Genomic DNA, 25,268 nt, shown 5'->3' with positions numbered 1-25,268 from the left:
TTACAGGCGGAAGAGAACCGGTCGCTGGCGTTCTGCTATCAGGCGGCCTAAACAATAATTTAAACCACAGGCGTTTAAAAGTGTCAAAGCACTAAGATGAAAAAATTGATAGTATTATTTGCTGCATTATTCTGGTTTGCAAATGCCTACAGCCAAAGCAGCAAACACTTCAGGACCGAGTTTTTAAACAGCATTAATGCTACACGCCAGAAAGGCTGCAATTGCGGCAGCAAATATTTCCCGCCGGCCCCTCCCCTTACCTGGAATAATGATTTGGAAGATGCAGCTATAGGGCACGCTAAAGACATGGCCCGCAAAAGCTATTTTAGTCACGACAGCAAAGACGGCCGCAGCATGGAAGACCGCATAGTATACGCCGGTTATAAATTTAAAGGGTTCAAAAGTTTTGCCATAGGCGAAAACATAGCCCAGGGCCAACAAAGCATTGCAGAAGTGATGGCTGGCTGGTTTAAAAGTGAAGGCCATTGCCGCAACCTCATGAACCCGGACTTTAAAGAAGTTGGCGTGGCAGAATATAAAACGTATTGGGTACAGGATTTTGGCGGCCGGACCTCATTTTCGGCTCAGCAACAAAAGCTGATTAAATCAGGGAGATACAGATTAATACAGGAAAAGCCTGTGGAAGGGCATTAATTATTCTCTGAACCGGGATTTTTAGGATTAAAGGATTGCCCGGGTTTATCTATCCGCTCACAAATCAAATCCTATAAATCCGGTGAATCACCCCAAATCCCGGTTCAGATTACTCCGGTTTCGGTTTCTGCTCCCTTGGGCCGCGTTTGTAAATAATAAGCCCATTCAGGAAATTACGCAGGATTTGATCTCCGCAGGGTTTAAAATTGGGGTGGTCATCCGCACGGAAAATTGCGCCTATCTCGGCCTTGGTGATCCTGAAATTTACAAGTTCTAAAACTTTGATGATATCATCATCGGTAAATTTCATAGCCACCCGCAGCTTTTTCATTATATCGTTATTGCTCATTATATCTTTCTTTTTAACAAAATTACCTCGAAATTTCCATCTTCACCTTTTTGCCTTTAATTTTTTCGGCTTTTACCTGCTTTACTACTGCTTCTATCTTATCGCGTTTTATGGCAGCGTATGATGAGTAATCAAGCACTTCTATCAGGCCAAGGTCTTCCTTTGCCAGTCCGCCCTTTTTAAGCAGCAAGCCTACTATATCTACCTTATTAACCTTATCCTTTTTCCCGGCAGCTATATACAAAGTAACCCATGGCGATGCCGGTGGATGTATCAGCTTTTCGGGCAGTTCCTCAATCTCGGGCAATTGTTTTAAGTAGGGTAGCTTTTCGTCAGGAGTTAACATCAGGTATGATGTCCCTTTTGCATTCATACGTGCTGTGCGACCGTTACGGTGTAAAAAAGCCTCCTCGTTGTGTGGCAGCTGGTAATGCACCACGTATTCTATCTCCGGTATATCCAGCCCTCGCGAAGCCAGATCGGTAGTGATCAGTAATCGGTGACTTCCATTCCTGAATTTTAGCAGGGCGCGCTCACGGTCGTCCTGTTCCATACCGCCGTGAAAAACATCGTGCTCCAACCCCTTGTACCAAAGCAACTCGCTGATCCTGTCAACCGCTTCACGGTGATTACAAAACACAAGGGTTGCTTTATTACCAATTTTACAGATCAGGGCAAAAAGTGCATCCAGTTTATCGGCAGCTTCGGATATCACCGCTTTTTGTTTAATATCTGGCGCCGAAGTAACATTACTTAAAAAGTTCACTTCGATAGGTTTAACAATTCCAGTAAAAGCAGGAATCTCATCCATCTTAGTCGCCGAAGTCAATATCCGCTTTTTAACAACGGGCAACTGCCTGATGATATAAGCCATATCCTCCTGGAAACCGAACTCAAGCGCTTTATCAAACTCATCGAGAATAAGCGTACGTACAGTATCAGTACTAAAATTTTCTTCCCGCAAATGAAAGGCAATCCTTCCCGGCGTACCAACCAAAACTGCAGGTGGATGCGAAAGATTATTCCGCTCAATTTTTACGGCATGGCCGCCATAACAGCAATTGATCTTGAAACCTGTACCCATAGATTTCCAAACCTGCTCAATTTGTAAAGCAAGCTCGCGCGATGGCACCAGGATCATCACCTGTACTGTGGTAACACCGGCATCAAGCAGGTTAAGCAAAGGCAATAAAAAACCAAGCGTTTTCCCCGAACCGGTAGGAGATAAAAGGATTACATCACCTTTTTTAGCGGCACTAAGCGCGGCAAGCTGCATGGGGTTAAGGGCAGTTATGCCGAGGTTACTCAATGCCTGATCAATCATGGTTTGCTTTTGTTGAGGCGCAAAGATACGGTAAAATTTTCCCGGGGAACCTATTATCTGCATCTGCTTAGCTATTAACTTAACAGACTAAAAAAGCGGGGGATGTGCTATTCCCCCGCTTGAAGGAGTTTTTTGCTTTAGCTCCCTACTCCGCCACTTCCGTTTTAAATTATGCTTAATAAACCTCGCAACCTTTTTAGCTTCCCGATGGGTTAAATTCCCCATGCAGGTATATTCCCATTCGTGCATGTGATCGTCAAAAACAATATCTCCAAGATCTGTTTCCCCTTCACTTAACCTAAATACGCCCGTTGCATACACATGTGTACCGGGTATCAGCTGTTGCACCGCTTCAATGCCGATCTGGCGTATACCATCTTCGGTATCCAGATCATAGATCACCGACTTTTCCATCTATCAACTACAATATTAAGCCCGTTTTGTTTAAATAATTACCTGAAGGCTGGCTTACCACCTCATGATCTCCATAACCCGGGTAAATTCGGGTTGAAGTGCAGCTTTGATCGTTATTTCTTCGCCGGTTATGGGATGCTTAAAATTTAACTGCGATGCATGCAGTAACATAGTTGTCATTGCCCATTGCTCTAAAAACAACTTATTCTGTTTGTTACAGCCGTGGGTGCGGTCGCCTATAATTGGGTGAAAAATATGGCTCAGGTGCTTGCGTAATTGGTGCATACGCCCGGTTGCAGGCACAGCCTCAACCAATGAATACCTTGAAGTTGGATGTTTGCCAAGGGCAATATCAAGTTCTGCCCTTTTCAGGGTTGTGTAACTGGTAAATGCATCCTGCAAAGTGCCGTTCTCTTTGCGCAGCGGGTAATCTATATCTTCCGCATCAGGTGTATGGCCCCTTACTATGGCCAGGTATTTCTTGCTCACCTGGTTTTCCATAAATGCTTTTTGCATGGCAATCTCTACCTCTTTATTAAAAGCAAAAAGCAGGATGCCACCGGTTTTACGATCGATGCGGTGAACAGGGTTAACTTTCATGCCAATTTGATCCCGAAGCAATTGCAGGGCAAACTCTGAAGCATCAGCTGCTATGGGCGACCGGTGAACCAGCAATCCATGGGGCTTGTTGATGGCAATCAGGTGTTCATCGCGGTATATGATCTCTAACATGGGCATAATTACAAGGCTGCGAATTTACGGCAGCATTTTGGATTTATTTAGAAACCTTTTAAAATCTCGACGTAGAGACGCATAATTGCGTCTCCCGCATGCAAATTGCGGTGGGTTAAACGCTATGCAAAACTGATTGTCCTATAGGAGACGCAATTATGCGTCTCTACCTAAATGCCTGAATCTTTTTAAATAGATTACAAAAGCCAATCGATGAAAAAAAATAATTTTAAATAGTACTGCTTTTCCTATCTTTAGTTCACACCTAAAAATACAATTAAACTAATGGCTACCACAGCAGACCAGGCAAGTGCTAAACAAGCCGACGACATTAACGCGGCCCGCACCCGTTTATTTTCATTGGATGCCCTCCGGGGATTTGATATGTTTTGGATTATGGGCGGCGAAGAGATCTTCCATGGCATGGCCAAAGCCACCGGTTCACCATTCTGGGGCGCTATTGCCAACCAGTTCACCCACCCCGACTGGAATGGTTTTCACCTGTATGATCTTATCTTCCCGTTGTTCCTGTTTATGGCGGGCGTATCAACTCCATTTTCTGTGGGGCGCGAACTGGAAAAAGGCAAAACACGTCGGCAACTTCTGCTTCGAGTTATAAAAAGGGCATTTATTTTAGTGTTGCTCGGCCTCGTGGTAAACAACGGGTTAAAAATTATGCCGGTTTCAGAGATCCGCTTCCCCAGCGTATTGGGCCGTATCGGTATCGCCTATATGTTTGCCAACATCATTTACCTGTATAGTACCGAGCGCTGGCAAATGTTTTGGTTTGGCTTTTTCATCATCGGCTATTGGCTGCTGCTTAAGTTTACCTCCGCACCGGGCTTCCCTATGGGCGACCTGACCATGAAAGGCAACTTCGCCTCATACGTTGACCGCAGCATACTACCAGGCCGGCTGTATTTAGGCATCCACGATCCTGAGGGACTTTTTTCAACCATCCCGGCCATCAGCACGGGCATATTGGGCATCCTTACTGGCCTGTTGCTTAAAAAGGGCGGTGTTACACAAATGCGTAAGGTAACTACCATGGCTGCAGTAGGTATCATCTTCCTGATCCTTGCACAAATCTGGAACCTCGATTTCCCGATCAACAAAAATCTGTGGACAAGCTCGTTTGTACTGCACGTAGGCGGATTAAGCCTATTGCTGATGACATTATTTTACTACATCATTGATGTAAAAGGCTATCAGAAATGGGCTTTTTATTTCAGGGTGATAGGCATGAACTCCATTTTGATTTATATTTCGGGCCACTTTATTAAATGGAGTTATACCACCGAAGGCTTTTTTGGATGGATAGGCCAGTTAGTAGGCGATCCATACAATATCGTAGTAATGGCTATTTGCTTCGTAATGGTAAAATGGGCGTTTTTGTATTACCTGTATACCAAGAAGACATTTTTGAGAGTGTAGACCGTTGATGAGATATGATTTCGCTGATTCCGTTGATTTTTTTCCGAACCGGGATTAAACAGATTGAAGGATTATAGGATTTTATGGCATCCGGCAAATCCTTCAATTAAAAAAATTCGATATTAAGGTAAAATCCGCCCAATCCTGAAAATCCCCTTCAAATCCCGGTTCAGACATCAGCGAAATCAACGTAATCACCAACAAATCAACGGTCGGCTTTCCCCCAGGTCTGCTGCTCCTCCGGCGTTAAGTAAGTCCAGGCCATGATGCGGCTTACCTTTTGGCCTTGCGACATATTGATAGTCTGCACATCTTTTACACCTTCTTTTTGAAGGGCATTATATAAGATCCTGAGATTTTCTCTTTTTGAAACCAGCGTGGTAAACCATAAAACCTGTTTCTCGAATGGCTTACTCTGTGCTGCCATCAGTTTCAGGAATGCAGCTTCGCCCCCGGGATACCATAATTCGGTATTTTGGCCGCCGAAATTAAGTATAGGCTGTTTATCCTTTCTTAAACCCAGGTTATCCCATTTACGGGCCGAACCGGCAGCAGCTTCCTTAGCCGAGGTGTGGAAGGGCGGGTTACAGATAGTAAGATCAAATAACTCGCCGGGTTTAATGATACCTTTAAAGATATCGGCCTTTTTGCTTTGCTGCCTCAATTCAACAGCAACTTTTAACTGGCTGTTTTGCTCAACGATACTTTGTGCGGATGCCATAGCCTCCAGGTCGAGCTCTGAGCCAACAAAGTTCCAGCCGTATTCTTTGAAACCTACCATGGGATAAACCAGGTTAGCGCCTGTTCCGATGTCAAGCACACGTACTTTCCTGCCTTTGCGCACAACACCGTTATTAACAGAAGCAAGCAGATCGGCCGCATAATGGATATAATCGGCACGGCCAGGTATAGGCGGACATAAAAAACCTTCGGGAATGTCCCAGTAGTTTATACCGTAATGATGCTGCAGCAATGCCTTATTAAGTATTTTTACTGCTTCCGGATCGGCAAAATTAATGGTAAAATTATCATATTCATTGGTACGCACAAACGGCCTCAGGGCAGGCGTGGCTTTGATCAATGCTTTAAAATCATACCCCCCGCGGTGTTTATTACGCGGGTGCATATTGGTTTTAGCCTGAGGCTGGTTGGATTCTTGTGCTGACAATGGAATAGTGTTTTTAGTTTATGATTAACCCACAATGCCATTCAGATCGGCAGGCGAATAATTGATAGATTTTAATGTTTTATGATCAGATGTACGATACACCAGGTACGAGCCGTCTATCTCTTTATAGTATGCATCCGTATTGGCCGTATTTTTATAGTGTTCGATGGTTTTCTCAGCCTCTTCAACCGTTTTGCAGGCTTTGCTCATATTGGAGCGGTGCACTTCATCAAACAGTTCTTTAAATTTTGAGCCCAGGCCAAATTCAAGTACTGCTCCTGATAATACGTATTGCAGATCGCAGAGGGCATCAGCTACTTCAACCATGTTATTATCATTAACAGCCTGCTGCAATTCTTTTAATTCTTCGGCAATAAGTTCGATACGCAGATCGCAGCGTGCTCTTGAGGGTATTGTAGGTTTTTCAATTATAGGATGCTTAAAAGTGGCATGAAATTCGGCTACCTGGGTTAATGCACTTAAATCTTTGATCATGTTGTTTTAGGGCGATAAATAAGCGGCTAAGTTAAGAATTAACCCTAAGGCTTTCAAAAAATTAGTATAAGCCGCAGGGCCGACGCATTAGAAATTTTTGTTAGCTATAAGTGTTAGGAGAAACTTGTGATTCCACCCAGCCATTTTTCTTTTGGCCTTTATGCTGGCTTTGCTGGTTTTGTCAGCCTTTAGAATATTTAAAGCTATCTTTCTGACTACAGCAAGATTTTGTGCAGCCTGACTATTTCGTGTGGTATTATAATCTTCGGCAAAACCAACATCCAGTTGCCAGTGCAACTGGTTTTCTATTCCCCAATGTGTGCGGATGGCTTGGTTAAAATAGGCAGCGTCTGCCTGAAGGCTGGAGATGTAATAACGATTTTGTGTAGTACGGCTGTCCCCAATTATGCGTTCGGAGGTGATTTTGATAATACTCTTTATTCCTTTCCAATTTTCCTTTTCGTCAATCCAGTTAAGTTCATGTATGACCTTGCAGGTTCTGATCTCAGACCGCCCGTGCCCTTTATCCAGATGCTGGCTGTAACTGTCTTCCCTGAAGTTAAACTGGTTGGTTACCTGGTCATAAAACGTTTCATGGTTTTGCTTCAGGGCCAGGATATAATCCCCCTGACTTTCGATAATCTTTTCAGCGATTGCTTTTTGGGTGCCCATCGCATCGATGCTGACTACTGCCCCCTTAATGTTCAATAAAGATAGTAATGCCGGGATGGCACTAATCTCATTACTCTTGTCAGCCACCTTTTGTTGCCCAAGTACCAACTGATTACGGCCTGACCAGGCACTTACCAAATGTAATGCCCCCAATCCCTGATGCTTGCAGGCGCTATTGCAGACGCTCTTTCCATCGATAGCAATCAGTTCCCTTTCGCCAGATGTACCTGTTGTTTGAAGGCTCTGGCCAAGTTCCGCCGTCCAGGCGCGGAAACAGCGTTCAAAAACATCCGCATCGATCATCATAAAAACGCGATTGATCGTATCATGACTCGGTATGCCATTTTCAAGCGGTAGCAACTGTTTTAAAAAGTCTTCTTTTTCCTTGCCAAACTCCTCCATTTCGTACCAGCTTTCCGCACCGCATACAACCGCCAATACCGATAGGATTATTACTTCCAGTAAATTATGTTTCTTATTATTGCCCGTGCGCGGATCGGGTATCCATCTGAAATGATCATGGAGTGAGGTTGTCATATTCTTTTTACAAAGAAAAAACTCTAAAAGGCTTTACCCCCCCCCCGAACATTTAAACTTATTCCCTCTTTACCAACATTTTGTTGGTAACACTACTCATTTTTACCGTTTCTTATACGTCAGCCCTGGTATAAGCCGTATTAGGCCAAGGGTTATAAAACAAAAAATAAATAAAGCAACAACAATTAATAGCACTGATTATCAATTAATAAAAATTTAACATAAATAGCTATTGTTAACATAAACATAATATTAAAACCACATTATATTAACCTAACTTTGCACCGCGCAGAAAAAAATGTGCTTCACCCGATCTCCAATCCATTCACATGAAAAACATAAAAGATAAAGCCGCTACTAAACAAGCCCGTAAAGCTCTTAAGAAACAAATAAAAGAGAAATTAGTTATCCAGATTGAAACCCTGGTAAGTGAATTTGGCCCCGATGCCAGCAAAGCTAAAAAAGCTATAGACAAAGCTGCAAAAAACCTGGCAAAAATATTGGCTACTAAATTAAGTCCTGAAGTACACGCCGCTCCCGCTGAACCCAAAGCAAAAAAAGAGAAAAAAGCAACCGAAGCAGCATCGGTTACTCCCGCAAAAGCGCCTGCGAGCAAAACAACAAAAGATACCGAGCCTGAAAAAGCCATTTAATTAAAAAAACAAACGATAAAAAGACATTCAATTCATTTTTTTAAATCCCCAAAAGCCAATTGTTAAGGATTAATACCTTTCAGCAGTTGGCTTTTTTATTAATTAAACAATACGACATAAAAAAAACACAATAAGGCCTATTTTTTTTTAATAACAATTATATAAAATAGCAAATAAAGAGTACGAATCTCCCAATAAAATTGATTTTATATTGATAATTATTCAATAATTATTAACTTACGTTAAAATTAACATTATTCAAACAGCCATAACTTCCGTTTTATGAAGAAAATTTTACTATTCACTCTCATTTTGCTAACCATAACTCCCCTATTGGCATTAGCACAAAAGAAAGCTATAACCGGAATCGTTACCGATGCAGCAAGCAATGCACCAATGCCCGGGGTATCGGTACATATAAAAGGCAGCAATTTAGGTACAAGCACTAATGCAAAAGGGATATACACCATTTCGGCAGCAGCAACTGATGAACTGATTATAAGTTATACGGGCTACAAAACCATAACAGTTGCCATTAACGGGCGCTCTAAAATTGACATCACCATGGTTAGTGATATAGCCCAATTAAATGAAGTGGTATTAATAGGTACACGATCTGCCGGGCGGGTAAAGCTGGAAACGGCAGTTCCGGTTGATATTGTTAACGTGGGTAAAGCGGCATCGGTAACTGGTCGTATGGATATCACCGACATCCTTAACTACTCGGCCCCATCGTTCAACTATAATAAACAATCGGGTTCGGATGGTGCCGATCACGTTGAACTGGGTACCTTACGCGGCCTCGGTCCCGATCAAACACTTGTATTGATAAATGGTAAGCGCCGGCACTCCACTGCTTTCGTTTCGGTATTCGGTACGCGTGGCCGCGGTAACTCCGGTGTCGATCTGAGTTCTATCCCAACAGCATCTATCGACAGGATCGAGATCCTCCGTGACGGAGCTTCGGCCCAATATGGCTCTGACGCTATTGCGGGTGTTATCAACCTTGTTTTAAAGAAAACCACTGGTGTGTTTAATGCCAACGTTGGTTATTCTGGTTATTATGATCCCGCTTTTAACAGTGGTAAAAGTGTTGTTGCGTCTCAATACCCTCACGGCGGCGCTATTGATGGCAATGGTATCACCATTGATGCCAATTATGGTTTGGCTCTTGGTAAAAACGGTGGTTTCATCAACTTTACGGGCGACTATGCCAAAAACGGCAAAACCTTTCGCCAAACTCATGATACCACAACCTCAAATCCCAAAGCGCTGCCTATAAACCCGTACAGGCGTGCCAATGGCGATGGATCGGCCGAGAGCGGCACATTCTTTTTCAACCATGAATCACCTCTTGCCGGTACCCGTACAACCTTGTACAGCTTTGGTGGTTACAGCTATAAGGCATCTGACGATTATGCCTTTACCCGTAATTTCTCTGGCCGTCCTGAACGTTTCCCTACCGACAACAGCGGCAAAATAATCCCGGTGAGCGGTATCATTTTTAACACCCCAGACGGCGAGTCATATTACAATCCCATTATCCGTACACATAATACAGATCTTGCCATTGCCGTAGGCGCAAAAGGCACCCTGGGCGACGCCTGGGATTGGGACCTGAGCAATAACATCGGCAACAATAAATTCCACTTTTTTGGCTATAAAACATTTAATGCTTCTTTAGGGGCCGATAAAACCAATTTTGACGATGGCGGATCGGAGTTTTTACAAAACACCAGTAACCTGAACATCAACAAACATTTTGGCAATATAATGCAGGGCCTTAACCTTGGTTTTGGCGGCGAATACCGTTACGAGCGCTATAAGATCTTTTCGGGCGAAGAAGGATCCTACAAAAATTATGACCCCACTGGTGTAAAGGCGGCAGGCTCACAGGGTTTCCCCGGCTATCAGCCCGGTGATGTGGTAAATGCCCACCGTTCGGTAGAAGGTGTATATGTTGATCTTGAAGGCGATATCACTAAAAAATGGCTGGTCGATTTCGCTAACAGGTACGAGCATTACAGCGACTTTGGCTCAAACTTTAATACCAAACTGGCTACACGCTATAAAATTACCGATAACTTTAACATCCGCGGCTCATTGGGTACAGGTTTCCGTGCGCCGTCATTACAACAGATCAATTACAGTTCAACCTTTACCAACGTACAGGGCACGGTGATATCTGAAGTTAAAATAGCGCCAAACTACAGCCCCATCACCAAAGCAGCAGGCATCCCTAACCTTAAACAGGAAAAATCAAAAAATGCTGGTTTAGGCTTTACCTTTAAACCGATGCCTGAGTTAAGTTTTACTGTTGATGGATACTATATTAAAGTTACCGACCGCGTTGTGCTTTCTGGCCAGTTCAGTGCCGATGACGAAACCCTCGACCCTACATTTACCAATGCCCTGAAAAACCTGCATGTAAGCTCTGCCCAGTTTTTTGCCAATGCTGTAAACACTACCAATAAAGGTTTGGACGTAGTTATTGACTACAACAAAACCATTGGCGCCAACAGGTTCAGGGTACTTTTTACAGGCAATTTCCAAACTATGAAGATTGACAAGGTAAACTACCCACCTATACTTGGTACTACCCCTGCCTTGCGCGAAACATTTTTGAGCGAACGTGAAAAGAAATTCATCCTGGCATCGGCCCCCCCTCAAAAACTTAGCTTAAACCCCGAGTTTAGCCACAAAAGCTTTACCGTAGGTACCCGCTTTACTTACTTTGGCAAAGTTGTTATTGATGGCTATGGCGACGGTACAACTCTTACACCTACCGTACCAACCGATAATGGTTCGGCACAACTGCCCGACCAATATATTTACAGCGGCAAAGTAGTGAGCGACCTGTATTTCGCTTACAAAGTGGCGAAATCGGTTCGTGTATCAATAGGCGCCGACAATATTTTTAACGTACATCCTGATCTGGCATATGTAAAAGGCGCTAAAGGATGGGCTTATAATAACGAACCATCAGGCCCGTTTGACGCTGTACAGATGGGCGAAAACGGCCGCCGCTTTTTTGCCAGGGTAGGCTTTACATTTTAAATAATTAACTGAAAAACTATTAACTGACTGATTCGATACAGGTCGCCCCGATTGTGGGGCGACCTTTTTTTATTTTAGAGGAGAAGTTTGGCACTATTATTTTAAAAGCAGGTTTTTTGTAATTACAAGAGGATAAGGCAAAGTATCGGCAACCGATTTATACAGGTATAGCTCATAAAGTAGTATTTTTTGTTTTCGCCCTTTTTTAAATACAGCAAACCTGTATTTAGGCCTGTAAGAGGAAAAATTAAACTTTATGGTATCATTGATCAGCGTGTAGGTTCCACCCTCTTTATCTATGCCAAAACAAACCGATCGTATATAAAAAGTTTTGTTTTCTTTTAACTTAAGGGTTGTTGTGCAATTGGCCGCACCTTCATTAAAAGCAATTAAAACATCTTTATCCTCAAGGCTTTCATAATTTATGATTCCGTAAGGTTGCCATACAATAAGTCCTAACAAAAGGGCAGCAATTCCTGTTATCCAAGCTACTGATCTGTTTTTAAACCGGTTACGTATAATACGATAAAATTGAACAAGCAGACTTACAAAAAGCACCAAGAGTGTTAATACGCATATCGGGAATAAAAGCATGTCCCATCCTCCGAGCATGCCTTCCCAATAATACCTTGTATTAACTAATACAAAAAGTATTAATGTACCCGGAAGCAGGATTTTGTTTCTGGCCATTTTTAAATTGTGACTGCTAAATATACAAATCCAAACAGGATATTAAATCCGTGCTTTGATTACCCATACCAAAATCAAGATAATTAGCGTTTACAAAATTGAAATTCAACGTAACATTTACTTAGGCTAAAACTCTAACTTTGAAACGCCCTGCTGAAGTAAACATTAAGTCCCGATGCGAAAAATGTAAACATGCCTATCCCTAATCTACCCAAAAACTACACCGACGAACAGTTATTACATATGATGGCCTGCGACAACCGGGATGCCTTTACCGAGCTGTATAACCGGTATTGGGATAAAACCTTTGCTGTAGCCTATCACCGTTTAGATGATGAGCATGAAGCCGAAGAAGTAGTGCAGGAAGTATTTTTAAGTATCTGGCAGCGCCGTGCAAGCCTTAAGTTAACACATACCATGGCTACGTATCTTTCGGTAGCCATTAAATACAAGGTGATCACTCATCTTGATCGTCAGTACAGGAAACAACAGCACCTGGATGAACTTGCTTTTACCTTGCCCGAAGCAGACGACAGCACTATTCAATGGCTGGAGGAAAAAGAACTGCGTCAACGGCTTAACCACAGCATCAGCCTTCTGCCCGAAAAATGCCGCATCGTATTCCTGCTTAGCCGGGATGAAAATAAAACCTATGCCGAGATAGCTGCTGAACTGGGTATATCACAAAAAACTGTTGAAGCGCATATGTCAAAGGCGCTAAGTTCGTTAAGGCAATCGCTGGGTATTTCTCTGCCGGTGCTGATTTTACTCCTCAGTTAACATACTCTTCAATTTTTAACATAATGAAGCGCGATACAGCCCGATTCAAGGATCTTTGATTCAATTAGTTTTAAGCCTACATTTCCCTTTAAACCTGCGGCTTCCAGCAGACTCCTCCCCTCGCCTACAATTACGGGATGTATAACATAATGAAACTCATCAACCAAACCAAGTTCAATGAGTTGTAAGGGCAGGTTCACACCTCCTATTGAAATATTACCCCCGGCCTGTTGCTTCAGTTTGCGGATCTCCTCGCCAGGGTTTGCTTGAGTAATTACAGAGTTTTTATCGTCGGTGCCGGTCAGCGTCCGTGAAAAAACAAGTTTTTCAATACCGTCAAATGCCTGTGCAAATTCTTTTTCCTCTTTGGTTGATAAAGGATCTTTTGCGGCGTCCGGCCAATACGGAACCATAAGCTCGAAGGTTTTACGCCCGTATACAATCAGGTCTACATCATCCATAAGTCGGGTAAAATGTTCTAATATATCCTTACCACCGCTAAATTTGGTGTGGTCGCAGCAACCATCTAAGCTCAGGTTAATGCCGTAGATTACTTTTCTCATTTGATTGGTTTTAATTGGCTTTTTTAAAATTAGTAAATTTTCAACCGGCATAACTTATACAGATCTTTATCTCACCAAAAAAGAAAAAAAAGATAGCGGTAAATATTTTTCATTTTCCACTAAGGGTATCTGCTTCCATCACTGACTATATATGCAAAAGGTTGAAAGATCAGGCACAATGGAAAACAACACCTACAACGTAAAGGAGCTCGCTCATAAATTAAAACAAGGCACCATCAGTGCTAACGAAAAAGCCTGGCTTGATACCTGGTATGCTGGTTTTAATGATGAAGAAGTATTGTTATCTGCCTCGAAATACCAAAATCCTGAGCAGCTGCGGGAAAGTATTTTGAGTAAGATAACCGCGCAAATGGAAACACCGGAGCAACCTGCGCGTAAGGTATTTACCTTATGGCGAAATATAGCTGCTGCAGCGGCTGTGGTATTACTGGTTACCTTTGCCGCGCTTTACAAAAACCAGGTATTGGAAGTTATTGATCCTGCCAAACAGGTCGATCTGGTTACAGCTCCGGGCAAACACCGGCATATCAGTTTGCCCGATGGTACCCGGATCTGGCTTAGTCCCGGCAGCCGCATCAGTTATCCAGATAAATTCAGGACTAAAGAACGTTTGGTAATACTGGAGGGCGAGGCGTTTTTCGACGTAGTACATGATGAGGACCATCCATTCGTTATCCAATCGGGACAGCTTAAAACCGTTGTATTGGGTACCAGCTTTAATGTTAAAGCCTATCCCGACCAGATTATCTCTGAAGTTACGGTTATCAGCGGAAAAGTGGCGGTGCAGGAGCATAACCTACCCAAAAGCCAGCAAGCCATTATGGTACTTAACCAACGGGCCTTGTATAACAAGGCTGACAGATCGTTAATTAAGGAAAATTATCCCAATGCTTCCAAATTCCTTTCACAGCGCACCGGTTTGTTCAGTTATGACGGGGCGTCACTGCAAACCGTGGTTGACGACCTGTCGCATCAGTATGGTATCCGCATACACCTTACGCCGGATATCACCCAAAACGGTTTTTACGGTCATATCAACACGAATGAGCCTATCGACAAAACTTTTAATAAACTTTGCACCGTAATGGACCTTCGCTGGAAACGGGTCGAAAACCAATATTTCCTGCAACCTTTATCATCCAACAATTAACCTTTTCATTCTAAAACATCATCCCTAAAAAGGAAACAAACCACACCAACAATTTAAAGCAAAATGAAAACCAACAGACCGGCATGGCCCTCCATGCTGATTTGCGAAATAACGCGAACACCCTTCCGAACGGCACTCTGCATGTTGTTATTTTTAATGATGGCACTAAGCAAAGCACAAGCCCAGGGGCCTTTAGATAAACCCGTTAGTATAACTATAAGCAACGAACCGCTTAAGCAGGCTTTAGATAAAATCACAGCTGCCTGCGGCGTAAGGTTTACCTATAATGAAACAGTTGCCAAAAGCACTGTTAAGATCAGTGTGTATGCCAAAAACCAGCCTTTGGGCGATATATTACGCAAGGCCCTTGCTCCGCACCCGTTTATTTTTACGGTGCTTGATAATGAAGTATTGATCAAATACGATGCCGGCAAGGTAAAAAAGCAGGCAGCCGCCGGCACTGATGGCAAATACACGGTAAGCGGCACCGTTAAATCAAAACAAACCGGCGAAACTATTATTGGCGCAAGCATTAGGGTTACCGATGCAAACTTTGGCACATCAAGTAACGAATACGGCTTTTATTCGCTTACACTGCCTGCCGGTGACCATCAACTTTCGATAAGCACTATGGGGCAAAAAGCCGCGGTTGTTCCGGTATCATTAGCCGGCAACCTTCGTTTAAATATCGAACTGGAAGACAATGCCCAGCAATTGCAGGAAGTAACTGTTAAAGCAGTACCTGCCGGTGCACGCGACCTGGCCAGTCCGCAAATGGGTGTTGAGCACCTCAGCATCCAGGAAACCAAAAACATCCCCGTGCTGCTTGGCGAGCGTGATGTGATCAAAACCATCCAATTGCTTCCTGGCATCAAATCGGCCGGGGAAGGCAACGGCGGGTTCTTTGTACGTGGTGGCGCAACCGATCAAAATTTGATCCTGCTGGATGAGGCTCCCGTATACAATGCATCGCATTTGCTGGGTTTCTTCTCCACCTTTAACTCGGATGCCATCAAGAATATTAATATTTATAAAGGCGACATGCCCGCGCAATATGGCGGCAGGCTTTCATCTGTACTGGATATTAAAATGAATGACGGTAACAACCAGAAGTTTGGCGTAAGCGGCGGCATTGGCCTGATTGCCGCGCGCATCAATGCCGAAGGGCCTATTCAAAAGGGCAAATCATCTTTCCTGATTTCTGCACGGCGTACTTATGCCGATGCTTTCCTGGCCTTATCAAAAGACAGTATTGCAAAAAAAAGCCAGCTTTATTTTTATGACCTTAATGCCAAAGCCAACTATGTTTTGGGCGATAAAGACAGGTTGTTTGTTTCGGGATATTTTGGAAAGGATGTGCTTAAGGCTGCCGATATAGCCGGCATTAACTGGGGTAACACCACGGCTACCTTGCGCTGGAACCATATTTTTAACAGTCAGCTGTTTTCAAACACCTCGCTCATCTACAGCAATTATGACTATAAGCTTAACATTAAGCAGGATGTAAACGAATACAATATTTATTCCCAAATCCGCGATTTTAACTTTAAGGAAGACATGCAATGGTATGCCGGCGGCAAAAACACCATCAGTTTTGGTGTAAACAGCATTTACCATACCATTAAACCGGGCGAAATTTCGGCTACCGGTAACTCCGGCGTTATATCTCAAAGCCTGCAAAACAGGTATGCCCTTGAAAACGCCGCTTATGTTACCAACACCTGGAAAGCAACAGATCGTTTTACTTTAACCTACGGGGTACGCCTGTCGGCCTTTACCATACTTGGCTCAGGCGATTATTACGATATTGATGCTGACGGGAACATCGTAGGCTCTAAACATTACACTTCCGGCCAGGAGGTAAAAACCTATATAAACCCCGAGCCCCGTATTGCAGCAGCTTTCCAGCTAAATGATGTAAGTTCTATCAAGACATCGTACGCCCGTAATGCGCAAAACCTGCATTTGATCTCCAACTCAAACTCGGGTTCACCAACGGATAAATGGGTGGCAAGCACTAATATCATTAAACCGGAAATTGCTGACCAGTTCTCTGTGGGATACTACAAGGATTTCAACGAACACAACTATGAATTTACGGTCGAAAGCTATTACAAAAAGCTGCAAAACCAGATAGATTACCGCAATGGCGCCAATGTGTTTACCAATCAACCCATAGAAACACAGTTACTTTTCGGAAAAGGCCGTTCCTACGGTGCCGAGTTCTTGCTAAAGAAGAAAACCGGCAGGCTTAGCGGCTGGATCAGCTATACGCTGTCAAAATCTGAACGGATGATTGACGGCATCAATAACAACCAGTGGTACAATGCCCGGCAGGACCGCACCCACGACATTGCCATTGTAGCCATGTACAAAGCCAGCGAAAAATGGACATTCTCGGCCAACTTCGTTTACTATACCGGCGATGCCGTGACCTTTCCGAGTGGTAAATACCAGGTTGACGGCGTAACTTATTACTACTATACCAACCGAAATGCCGACAGGATGCCGGCTTATCACCGTTTAGATTTAGGGGCAACCAGGCAACTCAAAAAAACGGCGAAATTTCAATCTGATTTAACCTTCAGTCTTTATAATGCCTACGGCAACCCTAACGCCTATCGCATATTTTTCCGTGATAATAAAACCGATGCAAGCCGCACCGAAGCTGTGCGTACTACCCTGTTCACCTTTGTACCTTCGGTTACCTATAACTTTAAATTTTAAGCCGATGAAAAACACTATAAAATATATAACTCTTATGCTTTTTGCAGCAACCTTAAGCAGTTGCGAAAAAGCCATCGACCTGAAATTGAAAGACACCACCCCGCAATATGTAGTTGAAGGTGTATTAACCAACCAGGCCGGCGGCTGCAAAGTATTATTAAGTAAGACCAAAAACTTCACCGATAACAATGACTTTAATGGCATAGGCGGCGCTACCGTTACTATTGCCGATGATAATAACAATGTTTACCCGCTTGCAGCTACGAGTATCGGCATTTACCAAAATATTACTTTAACAGGCACCCCTGGCCATATCTATCAGCTTAGTGTGAGTGTTGATGGCAAAACATTCACCTCAAGCTGCTTAATGCATCCCGCCGTTCCGTTAGATAGTATTTACCTGGTTAAAGACGAGCTTCAAAATAATAAAGACGGCACCCCGCGCAAATATGTTACCGTGCGATATGACGACCCTATAGCTACCAAAAACTATTACCGCTTTGTACAGTATGTAAACGGCCGCAAAGAAGAAACGATCATGCTGGAAGACGACGAATTTACCAACGGGCAGGAGGTGAACAACAACCTCAGGTTTGATAACAGCAACGATAACCCAGCGCGCGACATCCGCCCCGGCAACCAGGTAACCATTGAAATGATGAGTATTGACCAAGCCGTTTACAAATACTTTTACAGCCTCAGTAACAGCGCCAACGGCGATGGCAATAACGCCGCCCCGGCAAATCCGCTAACCAATATTAAAGGCGGCGCATTGGGTTACTTTAGTGCGCACACAGTGGAGAGGAAGGTGTTGACAGCGCCGTAACCGCCAGCCCTTAAAGGGGCAACTATTGTAATAAAATCATATAAAAACACCCGCCCGAGGCGAGTGTTTTTTATTTAAACCAATATTTCCCCGCAGGGATTTTGTTGCCTGTTACCATCATTCGAATAAATTCATAAATTTAGCATGTGCAAGATTACCTTTTATTCATAGATACCGAAACCTCCGGCCTGCCCAAAAAGTGGGACCTGCCCTATTGTGATAACGACAACTGGCCTTATGCCCTGCAGGTGTCGTGGATTGTGTACACCCGTGACAAGCAGGAGGTAAAGCGCGAGGATCATTATATTAAAGATAATGACTTCACCATAAGCCCAAAAGCGTATGCTGTGCATGGCCTTACCCAGGAATATTTGGTTGAGCACGGCGAATGGCGCAGAGATGTAATGAACATGCTGGCCAACGATCTGCTTGAATATCAACCGCTGGTAATAGGCCACTTTATTGAGCTTGACCTTAATGTTGCCGGCGTTGAGTTTTACCGCACAGGGATCACCAATCCGCTTCAAAATTTAAAAACCTTTTGTACCATGCTGGCTACCACAAAATGGGTACAAAACCCGCAGACCAAGTATTTAAGGTTAAACCAACTGTACGAAGTACTGTTTAACAAAACATTCGACAGGCAGCACAACGCCCTTGAAGATGCCGAAGCTACCGCCGAATGCTTTTTTGAGATGCTGAAACGCGGCGATATTACCGAAGATAGCGTGGAGCACCAGGAGGTTTACCTGCAAAAAATCCGCTCCGAAAAAAAATACCTTTTACCCGCAGCCATCATTTTAATTTTGATCATCATCATAGCTTTTTGGTTATATGGTTCAACGTCTTGAATTTTTAAGTAAGGTATCCCCTTTTAATCTGCTTCCAACAGAAGTATTGGAACAGGTTGCCGACCAGTTGCAGGAGATCCGTTATAGTAAAGACACGGTTATTTACCAGCAGGAAGTAACCAAAATGCGCGGCGTCGACATCATAGCCGAAGGAGAATATGAATCCTTTTTTTACGATAGCCAGCAAAATAAACGCCTGTTGGAGCACCATCATTCGGGCTATTGCTACGGAGGAATTTCGGTATTACTTAATCGTAAGCAGTCTATCCGTACGGTAATAGCCAAAAAGGGCACAACCGTTTTCTTTTTACATCGCAAAGATTTCCGGTCGCTGTGCAAAGCTTACGAAGACTTTGTACAATATTTTACTGCCGATTTTGGTAAACGGATGCTTAATGATGAGTTTGCCCATTTTTACAAACGCCCGGCAACTTTTGAGGAAAGCTATATAGCTTCCGAACAAATGTACTCGCGCAAAATTGAAAGTATCGAATACCGCGAGATAGTATCCTGCCCTCAAGGGACCCCGGTTTATGAAACGGCACGGTTGATGGCCAAACACAAGGTGAGCTGCATTTTTATCCGCGATGAGCAAGCCAAAATTGTAGGCTATGTGACCGATATAACACTGCGCGATAATGTAGTTGCAAAACAGGCAGATACCGCCCAACCGGTCGACAACATTATGGATAACCCTATCGTTTGCATTAGCACCAACGCTTATGTATACGAAGCTATTTTGATGATGTTCCGTACCAAAACCCGGTATTTACTCATCAAAAACGGGGATGAATTTGTAGGCAGCATCAGCAGGAATAAATTATTGGCAGAGCAGGCGCAATCGCCCCTGGTGTTCATTCAATCGGTAAAACAAGCCATTTCAGTACAGGAGCTTAAGCGCAAATGGGAATCCGTACCGCAAATGGTCACACAATTGCTTGGTCGCGGTGTAAACGCCGAAATTGTAAACCAGGTGATCACCACCATTGCCGATACCATTGCCATAAAAGTGATTGAAAGCGTTATTGCAACAATGGGCCAACCGCCGGCCAAATTTGTTTTCATGGTGCTTGGCAGCGAAGGCCGTAAGGAACAAACTTTTAAAACCGACCAGGATAACGCCATTATTTACGAAGATAAAGCCAACGAGCAGCGTGAGTTAGTGCGTGAATATTTCCTGAGCTTTGCCCAACAGGTATCTGAAAAACTTGACAATATCGGCTTCAGCTTTTGCACCGGCGGTTACATGGCCCAAAACCCCAAATGGACGCACTCCCTCTCCCACTGGAAACGCAATTACGAAAGCTGGATGACCGAGGCCGTACCCGAAACTGTGATCCAGTTCTCTACCTTTTTTGATTGCCGCTACCTGTATGGCGAAGCCGGCATTATGGATGAGCTCAAAGAATTTCTGGATGAGGAACTGCAAAAGCCGTTGGGCAAGATCTTCTTCCACATGGCTAAAAATGCTTTGCAATATGAGCCGCCCCTCACCTTTTTCAAAAACATCAAAACGTTCACCAAAGGCAGCCAGGAAGTTTTCGACATTAAAAAATCAATGACTCCGATCGTCGACCTGGTGCGGATGTACGCTCTACGCCACCGTATTTTTGAGGTGAATACCGGCGAGCGGTTGAAGGCGCTAAAAGAGAAAGGTGTGTTCAACGAAAAAGAGGTTCATGAGCTGATCCAGTCGTACTATTTTTTAATGGGCCTGCGCCTCCGCAATCAGGCCTCCCAAATTATCCGGGACCGCACCGAACCCGACAACTACATCGACCCGGATAAACTCACCAAGATCGAAAAAGTGGCCTTAAAGGAGATTTTTAAAACGATAGATAATTTCCAAACAAGAATAAAGATGGAATTTACGAATAACTTGTTCGGGTAAGGAATTGTAATATGTAACCGACGTCATGCCGAACTTGTTTCGGCACCCCATACGCTAAGAAGTACGCGTGCTAAGCATTCGCCAACCTGTCCCGTGGGATCTCGAAACAAGTTCGGGATGACGGACGCTTCATCTTAATTCGTCATGCCGAACTTGTTTCGGCACCCCACTTGCTAAGAAATACGCGCGCTAAGTGGACAGATTATAATTATTCTATTTCCAATTCTTCCTTTAAGTCTTTCATTGTAGGGTAATAGATTTAATCAAATTGATCTTCCAGTCCTTATGCCAATTCTTCAGTTGTTTTTCCCTATTAATAGCATCTGTTATTCTATGAAAATGTTCATAATAAACAATATCGTACAAGCGATATTTCTTTACAAATAATGAACCTTCTCCATTAATATGTTGCCAAACCCTTGCACGCAGATCACTCGTTACACCAATATAAAACGTAGTACGATAGGTATTGGTCATGATATAAACATGACCTTGTTTATCTGGCATTTGTGATTTAGTTATGTATGCTAATTTATTCTATTCTATTAATAAAAATAAACTTTATCACCTAAATACTTAGCACGTGGGTGCCGAAACAAGTTCGGCATGACGGCTATATGAATTAGGCGTCGTCCCGAACTTGTTTCGGGATCCCACAGAACAGGTGGGCAACATGCTCTGCATACGTATTTCTTAGCGCGCGGGGTGCCGAAACAAGTTCGGCATGACGGGGGGAGTAGTACTTTATACCCCCATCTCCTCCAACCTCGCATAAATCTCCACTATCGCTGCCTGGTCTATCAGGCTTTTGATGCGATGCGGACCGAGCAGGTTTTTATCGTTCCGTTCCTGTTGCCATATGCGGTTAGCGTCGTCAACAAAAAAACGAAATTGTGTTTTGTCTTTATCAACACGATATAATTCCTGGTAGCCACGAAGTAAAACCGCATTGAACCAGTAATTGCCGGGCAGCCGGTTGTTGCGGTAAAAGTATTGTTCAGAGGCTTTGGCAATCCGGCGGGCCTCGATCAGGTATTTTTTTTCATGGGTGATGTTATAGAGCAGCACATTGGCCTGCAGCATGGTACCCGCGTTATAAGTATAAATGGCTGAATCGATCTTTAACGACGGCACCTTTATGTTATCATAAAACAAGCCGGATGGCGCCTGCAGGTTTTTGTTTGTCCAGTTATAAGCCAGTAAAGCTGTGTCTAAATATTGTTTACGACCTGTTGCTTTGTACAGCTGCAAGGCCACCAAAATCCCCGGACCATTTGAGCAGGTGTTTTTACTTTTCCGGTTGCCTTCTTCCCAATAAAAACCTCCTCCTGCTTCATTGGTATAACCGGTTAATAAAAACCGGTAGATCATTTTGGAGGTTTCCAAATATTGTTTGTTATGTGTACGATTATAGGCATCCATCAGGGCAATGGCTACCCACTCATTATCATCATAAAAACGCGAATCCTGTTTTTCTTTTGCTACCATGGCCTGGTAAGCCGGTGCAGGTGAACGAGGCGAATAATATTGCTGAATAGCAACCATTACCGGTTTAAGGTATTGTTTTGAAGGTTCAAGCACTTCCATTTCATTAGCAGCTTGAACCAAAGCACACAGCGGCCACAAAAATGAATGGTTGCCCTTATTCTCTGCCGAATCGGTAGTTTCAAGGTACAGGCCGTTCTTCGGATCAGCAAAATAGGTGTTGATGTTTCGGTTAATGATCTTTATCCGCTCTTTGTAATTAGGTGTTTGGGCACTCGTACTAAAAGCTACGGTAAGACAAAGCAGGGCGATAAGTTTAATTTTCATAGATAATTGTATTTAAGACAGGTATAAATCAGATACTAAAATAAGCCATAAAAGTGGTTGAATCCTTTTATGGCTTTTATTGTTACAAAGCTGTTGTTTAAAATTTACCGGCCGCTTTCAGCGTTGCGGCAGCTTCAACCATCATTACACCGCTTAACTGGGTGGTAAGATCCGTAGTACCTGATGGCTGTTTTTTCCAATCGGGACTGATCATGAGTGACGGCCGCTCGATACCGGCTGTGTAGAGCGTTTCGGCGTTAAATTTTAGGAAGCTGATAAACTTAGTTTTGTCTGCTTCTGAAACATCCGGATCAAGCGCCAGCAGTGTAAGATACCTGATCAGGATCCCCTTAAATAAACCACCATCGCCCTGCCCTTCCGATTTCAGGATGCCGCCTGGTGAAATATCTGTATCATTAATGGTGGCATTGGCTGTGTTTACGGCATCGGTAAGGTAAGCAGCATCTTTGGTAACATGATAAAGTTCCAATGCAGCCCCGATAAACACACCCTGGTTATAGGTAAACTTCCACTTGCTGATCTGCCCGTCACCATTGGCGTTGATACCATCCCAGATAATGCCCGAAGGATCAAGCAGGGTTTTCTTGAGCCAGGTATATAATCTTTTTGCTGTCGCGAGGTCGGCTTCATTTTTTTCCAAAGCATATAAACGGGCCGCAAAGATGATGGCCGGAGCATTTGCAGGTGTATTTTTATAATCTAACTGATTTTTACGCCAGGCTATGCCGCCGCCTTGGTTGCTGTTTTCGCCGGTTTGAATATCTGTCCAAAGCGTGTGGGCTGCCGTTAGATAAGCGGCATCCTTTGTAGCATTGTAAGCCCTTAATGTAGCCAGATCCAGCCATTCCATATCATCGTAAAAATTATTGGAAAGACCGCCGTTAGTGGTTTTTATCCCGGCTAAAAGCGAGCTCATTCTTTGCTTGTAGATATCATTATTGGTGCGCAGGTAGGCATCGGTAAAAATATCAAGGGTATGGGCATTAGGCCAGTAATTAAAAGTGGTACTGCCGGCATTGTTCGCCACAAAATAATTTCCGTTTGCCGATATGAAGGTTGTGTATGTTTTTTCCTGTAATGAATCGGCTGTTTCGGCGTACTTATATTGCACCTTTGCCGAAGCTTTGTTACCGTACAAGGGGAAAGGTTTATCCTTCAGGCACGACGAAAAGCTTACTGCCACCCCTCCCGCGAGGGCAACAACAGCTAAATTTCTGAATACTTTATTTTTCATAAAATATGGGTTATTGTGAACCTGCCGCCAGTAAGGCGACAGGTGCTAATAATTAATTATTTAACAGTAACAGAGTGGGTATAAGCAGCAGCATCAGCGCTAAAGTCAACTACGATATCAGCGTTGTGATTATCGGCTGCACCGGTAAACTTAAAGCAGAAATCATACTGCGAGTTGTTAACCGGCACCATGTACCAGAATGATTTGGCTGTATTGGCATCCGGGCGACTGTTATCCGAATTTTTGCTGCCATAAAACTGGGTTGAAGTGTTACCCGCAGCATCTTTAAAGGTAAAGCGGAACTTGTAACGCTCATCCCTACCCCATGATTCCTGGTGAAATACAATAGATGCGTTATCTATTTCCCATTTACCACCGGCTTTGTAAGGCAGCGGGAACCATACTTTATTATCTGCCGCAAACCATAAACCAACCTCGGTTACTTCGGTTATAGTAGCCGATGCAGAGGTAAAGTCAACTACTATACGTTCAACTTTTGTAGCACCGGTTACAGTGGTACTGCCATCTTTTAACAGCTTAATACCATCGATAGAGTAAGTAGCAGGCGTGCCGGTGTTACGTTCGGCAAAGTGATAAGTACCTGCTTTTAATAAAGTCCAGGCCTCAAAAACACCCGCTGCAGTTTGTTTAAAGTGCACAGCTTTGCTTAAGTCTTCGCCGCCTTCAGTAGCAGAACCTGTCAGGTACAGATCGGCAGGAATATCGGTAAAGCCGGCAGCACGCTGAACCTCGATGATGCTCGAAGCCGTAGCTTTAACAACGTTGATGCCTTTTGATGACATTACAGTCCATTTCAATTTACCGGTAGCCTGCGGTTGGATCCCGGCTAAATCGGCCACCTTGTTCAGGTCTTTATAGGAGATAGTAAGTTTATTGTACAAACCATTAGCATCTGAAGGAACGGTGTAAATCGGCTTTGAAAAATCGCCGCCCTCTTTATCAAAAGCAACCTCGTACAAAACCAATCCATTGTCTTCGGCATGAGCCTCTGCCCATTCAAAGGTGGCCGAACCGGTTACCGGCTCTAACTGGATGAATTTGTTATTTGCAGGAGCAAACAGGTTGGTTACTGCCGATACCTGTGTATGTTGTAAGGTTTTATCCTTTTTACAGCCTGTTACCATTAAAATGGCTATGATGCCTGCCATGAGGCAGTATGTAATATTTTTCATGATCGTAATTGATTATAATG

Annotated in this window: 23 protein-coding genes; 10 read left to right on the top strand and 13 right to left on the bottom strand. The window is 43.6% G+C overall.

What is annotated here, in order from left to right; translation table 11 throughout:
- Nucleotides 1-96: 96 nt before the first annotated feature.
- Complete coding sequence (locus tag DIU38_RS04590; RefSeq protein ID WP_090526334.1) at nucleotides 97-654, top strand: CAP domain-containing protein; 558 nt, start codon at nucleotides 97-99, stop codon at nucleotides 652-654.
- A 109-nt stretch (nucleotides 655-763) separates the two neighbouring features.
- Here DIU38_RS04590 and DIU38_RS04585 read toward each other — a convergent pair whose 3' ends face one another.
- From DIU38_RS04585 to DIU38_RS04570, 4 genes are all read right to left on the bottom strand, one after another.
- The gene (locus tag DIU38_RS04585; RefSeq protein ID WP_112655860.1) at nucleotides 764-1,003 is read right to left on the bottom strand and encodes a DUF1456 family protein; all 240 of its coding nucleotides are present in this window, start codon (nucleotides 1,001-1,003) and stop codon (nucleotides 764-766) included.
- A 22-nt stretch (nucleotides 1,004-1,025) separates the two neighbouring features.
- Nucleotides 1,026-2,327 carry a DEAD/DEAH box helicase gene (locus DIU38_RS04580; RefSeq protein WP_112655882.1) on the bottom strand — a complete coding sequence of 434 codons (1,302 nt, stop codon included), beginning with the start codon at nucleotides 2,325-2,327 and terminating at the stop codon, nucleotides 1,026-1,028.
- Nucleotides 2,328-2,414: 87 nt separating this feature from the next.
- Complete coding sequence (locus DIU38_RS04575; RefSeq protein WP_112655862.1) at nucleotides 2,415-2,741, bottom strand: hypothetical protein; 327 nt, start codon at nucleotides 2,739-2,741, stop codon at nucleotides 2,415-2,417.
- Between the two features lie 54 nt (nucleotides 2,742-2,795).
- A complete protein-coding gene (locus DIU38_RS04570) occupies nucleotides 2,796-3,473 on the bottom strand; it encodes a pseudouridine synthase (protein WP_112655864.1) in 678 nt (225 codons plus the stop codon).
- A gap of 285 nt (nucleotides 3,474-3,758) precedes the next feature.
- Between DIU38_RS04570 and DIU38_RS04565 the strand changes: the two genes are divergently transcribed.
- Nucleotides 3,759-4,907, top strand: coding sequence for an acyltransferase family protein (locus DIU38_RS04565; protein WP_112655866.1), 1,149 nt, complete (start codon nucleotides 3,759-3,761; stop codon nucleotides 4,905-4,907).
- 205 nt (nucleotides 4,908-5,112) lie between these two features.
- Here DIU38_RS04565 and rlmF read toward each other — a convergent pair whose 3' ends face one another.
- The 3 genes from rlmF to DIU38_RS04550 form a co-directional block, all read right to left on the bottom strand.
- On the bottom strand, nucleotides 5,113-6,075 hold the full coding sequence (rlmF, locus tag DIU38_RS04560) for a 23S rRNA (adenine(1618)-N(6))-methyltransferase RlmF (RefSeq protein ID WP_243770813.1): 963 nt from the start codon (nucleotides 6,073-6,075) through the stop codon (nucleotides 5,113-5,115).
- 24 nt (nucleotides 6,076-6,099) lie between these two features.
- Nucleotides 6,100-6,570 (bottom strand): pyrophosphohydrolase domain-containing protein, encoded by a 471-nt coding sequence (locus DIU38_RS04555; RefSeq protein WP_208057587.1) that lies wholly within the window; start codon nucleotides 6,568-6,570, stop codon nucleotides 6,100-6,102.
- An 87-nt stretch (nucleotides 6,571-6,657) separates the two neighbouring features.
- Nucleotides 6,658-7,779: an ISAs1 family transposase gene (locus DIU38_RS04550; RefSeq protein WP_149354031.1), complete on the bottom strand. Its 1,122-nt coding sequence runs from the start codon at nucleotides 7,777-7,779 to the stop codon at nucleotides 6,658-6,660.
- Nucleotides 7,780-8,108: 329 nt separating this feature from the next.
- On the opposite strand from DIU38_RS04550, the gene DIU38_RS04545 reads away from it, so the two are divergent.
- Together DIU38_RS04545 and DIU38_RS04540 are read left to right on the top strand one after the other, a co-directional pair.
- Nucleotides 8,109-8,432 (top strand): hypothetical protein, encoded by a 324-nt coding sequence (locus DIU38_RS04545; protein ID WP_112654109.1) that lies wholly within the window; start codon nucleotides 8,109-8,111, stop codon nucleotides 8,430-8,432.
- A gap of 282 nt (nucleotides 8,433-8,714) precedes the next feature.
- Nucleotides 8,715-11,489 carry a TonB-dependent receptor gene (locus tag DIU38_RS04540; protein WP_112654110.1) on the top strand — a complete coding sequence of 925 codons (2,775 nt, stop codon included), beginning with the start codon at nucleotides 8,715-8,717 and terminating at the stop codon, nucleotides 11,487-11,489.
- Nucleotides 11,490-11,585: 96 nt separating this feature from the next.
- On the opposite strand, the gene DIU38_RS04535 is transcribed toward DIU38_RS04540, so the two are convergent.
- Complete coding sequence (locus tag DIU38_RS04535) at nucleotides 11,586-12,179, bottom strand: hypothetical protein (protein ID WP_112654111.1); 594 nt, start codon at nucleotides 12,177-12,179, stop codon at nucleotides 11,586-11,588.
- A 192-nt stretch (nucleotides 12,180-12,371) separates the two neighbouring features.
- Between DIU38_RS04535 and DIU38_RS04530 the strand changes: the two genes are divergently transcribed.
- Nucleotides 12,372-12,959, top strand: coding sequence for an RNA polymerase sigma factor (locus DIU38_RS04530; RefSeq protein WP_112654112.1), 588 nt, complete (start codon nucleotides 12,372-12,374; stop codon nucleotides 12,957-12,959).
- Between the two features lie 8 nt (nucleotides 12,960-12,967).
- Here the strand turns inward: DIU38_RS04530 and DIU38_RS04525 are convergent, their stop codons facing one another.
- On the bottom strand, nucleotides 12,968-13,522 hold the full coding sequence (locus DIU38_RS04525; RefSeq protein WP_112654194.1) for a dihydrofolate reductase family protein: 555 nt from the start codon (nucleotides 13,520-13,522) through the stop codon (nucleotides 12,968-12,970).
- A gap of 178 nt (nucleotides 13,523-13,700) precedes the next feature.
- Here DIU38_RS04525 and DIU38_RS04520 point away from each other — a divergent pair, with 178 nt between their 5' ends.
- The 5 genes from DIU38_RS04520 (at nucleotide 13,701) to DIU38_RS04500 (ending at nucleotide 20,988) form a co-directional block, all read left to right on the top strand.
- Nucleotides 13,701-14,693, top strand: coding sequence for a FecR family protein (locus tag DIU38_RS04520; protein WP_167516084.1), 993 nt, complete (start codon nucleotides 13,701-13,703; stop codon nucleotides 14,691-14,693).
- Nucleotides 14,694-14,756: 63 nt separating this feature from the next.
- Entirely contained in the window at nucleotides 14,757-17,420 is a 2,664-nt protein-coding gene (locus tag DIU38_RS04515) for a TonB-dependent receptor (protein ID WP_243770814.1), read from the top strand.
- A 4-nt stretch (nucleotides 17,421-17,424) separates the two neighbouring features.
- Nucleotides 17,425-18,246, top strand: coding sequence for a DUF4249 domain-containing protein (locus DIU38_RS04510; RefSeq protein WP_167516083.1), 822 nt, complete (start codon nucleotides 17,425-17,427; stop codon nucleotides 18,244-18,246).
- Between the two features lie 146 nt (nucleotides 18,247-18,392).
- A complete protein-coding gene (locus tag DIU38_RS04505; protein WP_112654116.1) occupies nucleotides 18,393-19,097 on the top strand; it encodes a 3'-5' exonuclease in 705 nt (234 codons plus the stop codon).
- The gene (locus tag DIU38_RS04500; protein WP_112654117.1) at nucleotides 19,081-20,988 is read left to right on the top strand and encodes a DUF294 nucleotidyltransferase-like domain-containing protein; all 1,908 of its coding nucleotides are present in this window, start codon (nucleotides 19,081-19,083) and stop codon (nucleotides 20,986-20,988) included. The genes DIU38_RS04505 and DIU38_RS04500 overlap by 17 nt, the downstream gene beginning before the upstream one ends.
- Before the next feature lie 240 nt (nucleotides 20,989-21,228).
- Here the strand turns inward: DIU38_RS04500 and DIU38_RS04495 are convergent, their stop codons facing one another.
- The 4 genes from DIU38_RS04495 to DIU38_RS04480 all read right to left on the bottom strand — a co-directional run bounded on the left by DIU38_RS04495 (nucleotide 21,229) and on the right by DIU38_RS04480 (nucleotide 25,248).
- On the bottom strand, nucleotides 21,229-21,495 hold the full coding sequence (locus tag DIU38_RS04495) for a GIY-YIG nuclease family protein (RefSeq protein ID WP_112654118.1): 267 nt from the start codon (nucleotides 21,493-21,495) through the stop codon (nucleotides 21,229-21,231).
- Between the two features lie 237 nt (nucleotides 21,496-21,732).
- Nucleotides 21,733-22,800 carry a glycoside hydrolase family 76 protein gene (locus DIU38_RS04490; RefSeq protein WP_112654119.1) on the bottom strand — a complete coding sequence of 356 codons (1,068 nt, stop codon included), beginning with the start codon at nucleotides 22,798-22,800 and terminating at the stop codon, nucleotides 21,733-21,735.
- Between the two features lie 97 nt (nucleotides 22,801-22,897).
- Nucleotides 22,898-24,055: a glycoside hydrolase family 76 protein gene (locus tag DIU38_RS04485; RefSeq protein ID WP_112654120.1), complete on the bottom strand. Its 1,158-nt coding sequence runs from the start codon at nucleotides 24,053-24,055 to the stop codon at nucleotides 22,898-22,900.
- Between the two features lie 56 nt (nucleotides 24,056-24,111).
- The gene (locus DIU38_RS04480) at nucleotides 24,112-25,248 is read right to left on the bottom strand and encodes a SusE domain-containing protein (RefSeq protein WP_112654121.1); all 1,137 of its coding nucleotides are present in this window, start codon (nucleotides 25,246-25,248) and stop codon (nucleotides 24,112-24,114) included.
- Between the last annotated feature and the right edge of the window lie 20 nt (nucleotides 25,249-25,268).

It is taken from the genome of Mucilaginibacter metallidurans, assembly GCF_003286435.2.
Taxonomy (GTDB): domain Bacteria; phylum Bacteroidota; class Bacteroidia; order Sphingobacteriales; family Sphingobacteriaceae; genus Mucilaginibacter; species Mucilaginibacter gossypii.
This window is presented reverse-complemented; position numbering and strand designations above follow the sequence as displayed.

Bases quoted from the DNA above. Each gene is read 5' to 3' on its own strand.
- DIU38_RS04580 (WP_112655882.1), bottom strand. From the start codon at position 2,327: ATGATTGATCAGGCATTGAGTAACCTCGGCATAACTGCCCTTAACCCC.
- DIU38_RS04565 (WP_112655866.1), top strand. From the start codon at position 3,759: ATGGCTACCACAGCAGACCAGGCAAGTGCTAAACAAGCCGACGACATT.
- DIU38_RS04500 (WP_112654117.1), top strand. From the start codon at position 19,081: ATGGTTCAACGTCTTGAATTTTTAAGTAAGGTATCCCCTTTTAATCTG.
- DIU38_RS04540 (WP_112654110.1), top strand. From the start codon at position 8,715: ATGAAGAAAATTTTACTATTCACTCTCATTTTGCTAACCATAACTCCC.
- DIU38_RS04530 (WP_112654112.1), top strand. From the start codon at position 12,372: ATGCCTATCCCTAATCTACCCAAAAACTACACCGACGAACAGTTATTA.
- DIU38_RS04485 (WP_112654120.1), bottom strand. From the start codon at position 24,055: ATGAAAAATAAAGTATTCAGAAATTTAGCTGTTGTTGCCCTCGCGGGA.
- DIU38_RS04480 (WP_112654121.1), bottom strand. From the start codon at position 25,248: ATGAAAAATATTACATACTGCCTCATGGCAGGCATCATAGCCATTTTA.
- DIU38_RS04535 (WP_112654111.1), bottom strand. From the start codon at position 12,179: ATGGCCAGAAACAAAATCCTGCTTCCGGGTACATTAATACTTTTTGTA.
- DIU38_RS04550 (WP_149354031.1), bottom strand. From the start codon at position 7,779: ATGACAACCTCACTCCATGATCATTTCAGATGGATACCCGATCCGCGC.
- DIU38_RS04590 (WP_090526334.1), top strand. From the start codon at position 97: ATGAAAAAATTGATAGTATTATTTGCTGCATTATTCTGGTTTGCAAAT.
- DIU38_RS04490 (WP_112654119.1), bottom strand. From the start codon at position 22,800: ATGAAAATTAAACTTATCGCCCTGCTTTGTCTTACCGTAGCTTTTAGT.
- DIU38_RS04585 (WP_112655860.1), bottom strand. From the start codon at position 1,003: ATGAGCAATAACGATATAATGAAAAAGCTGCGGGTGGCTATGAAATTT.
- DIU38_RS04515 (WP_243770814.1), top strand. From the start codon at position 14,757: ATGAAAACCAACAGACCGGCATGGCCCTCCATGCTGATTTGCGAAATA.
- DIU38_RS04510 (WP_167516083.1), top strand. From the start codon at position 17,425: ATGAAAAACACTATAAAATATATAACTCTTATGCTTTTTGCAGCAACC.
- DIU38_RS04520 (WP_167516084.1), top strand. From the start codon at position 13,701: ATGGAAAACAACACCTACAACGTAAAGGAGCTCGCTCATAAATTAAAA.
- DIU38_RS04545 (WP_112654109.1), top strand. From the start codon at position 8,109: ATGAAAAACATAAAAGATAAAGCCGCTACTAAACAAGCCCGTAAAGCT.
- DIU38_RS04495 (WP_112654118.1), bottom strand. From the start codon at position 21,495: ATGCCAGATAAACAAGGTCATGTTTATATCATGACCAATACCTATCGT.
- DIU38_RS04575 (WP_112655862.1), bottom strand. From the start codon at position 2,741: ATGGAAAAGTCGGTGATCTATGATCTGGATACCGAAGATGGTATACGC.
- DIU38_RS04555 (WP_208057587.1), bottom strand. From the start codon at position 6,570: ATGATCAAAGATTTAAGTGCATTAACCCAGGTAGCCGAATTTCATGCC.
- DIU38_RS04525 (WP_112654194.1), bottom strand. From the start codon at position 13,522: ATGAGAAAAGTAATCTACGGCATTAACCTGAGCTTAGATGGTTGCTGC.
- DIU38_RS04570 (WP_112655864.1), bottom strand. From the start codon at position 3,473: ATGTTAGAGATCATATACCGCGATGAACACCTGATTGCCATCAACAAG.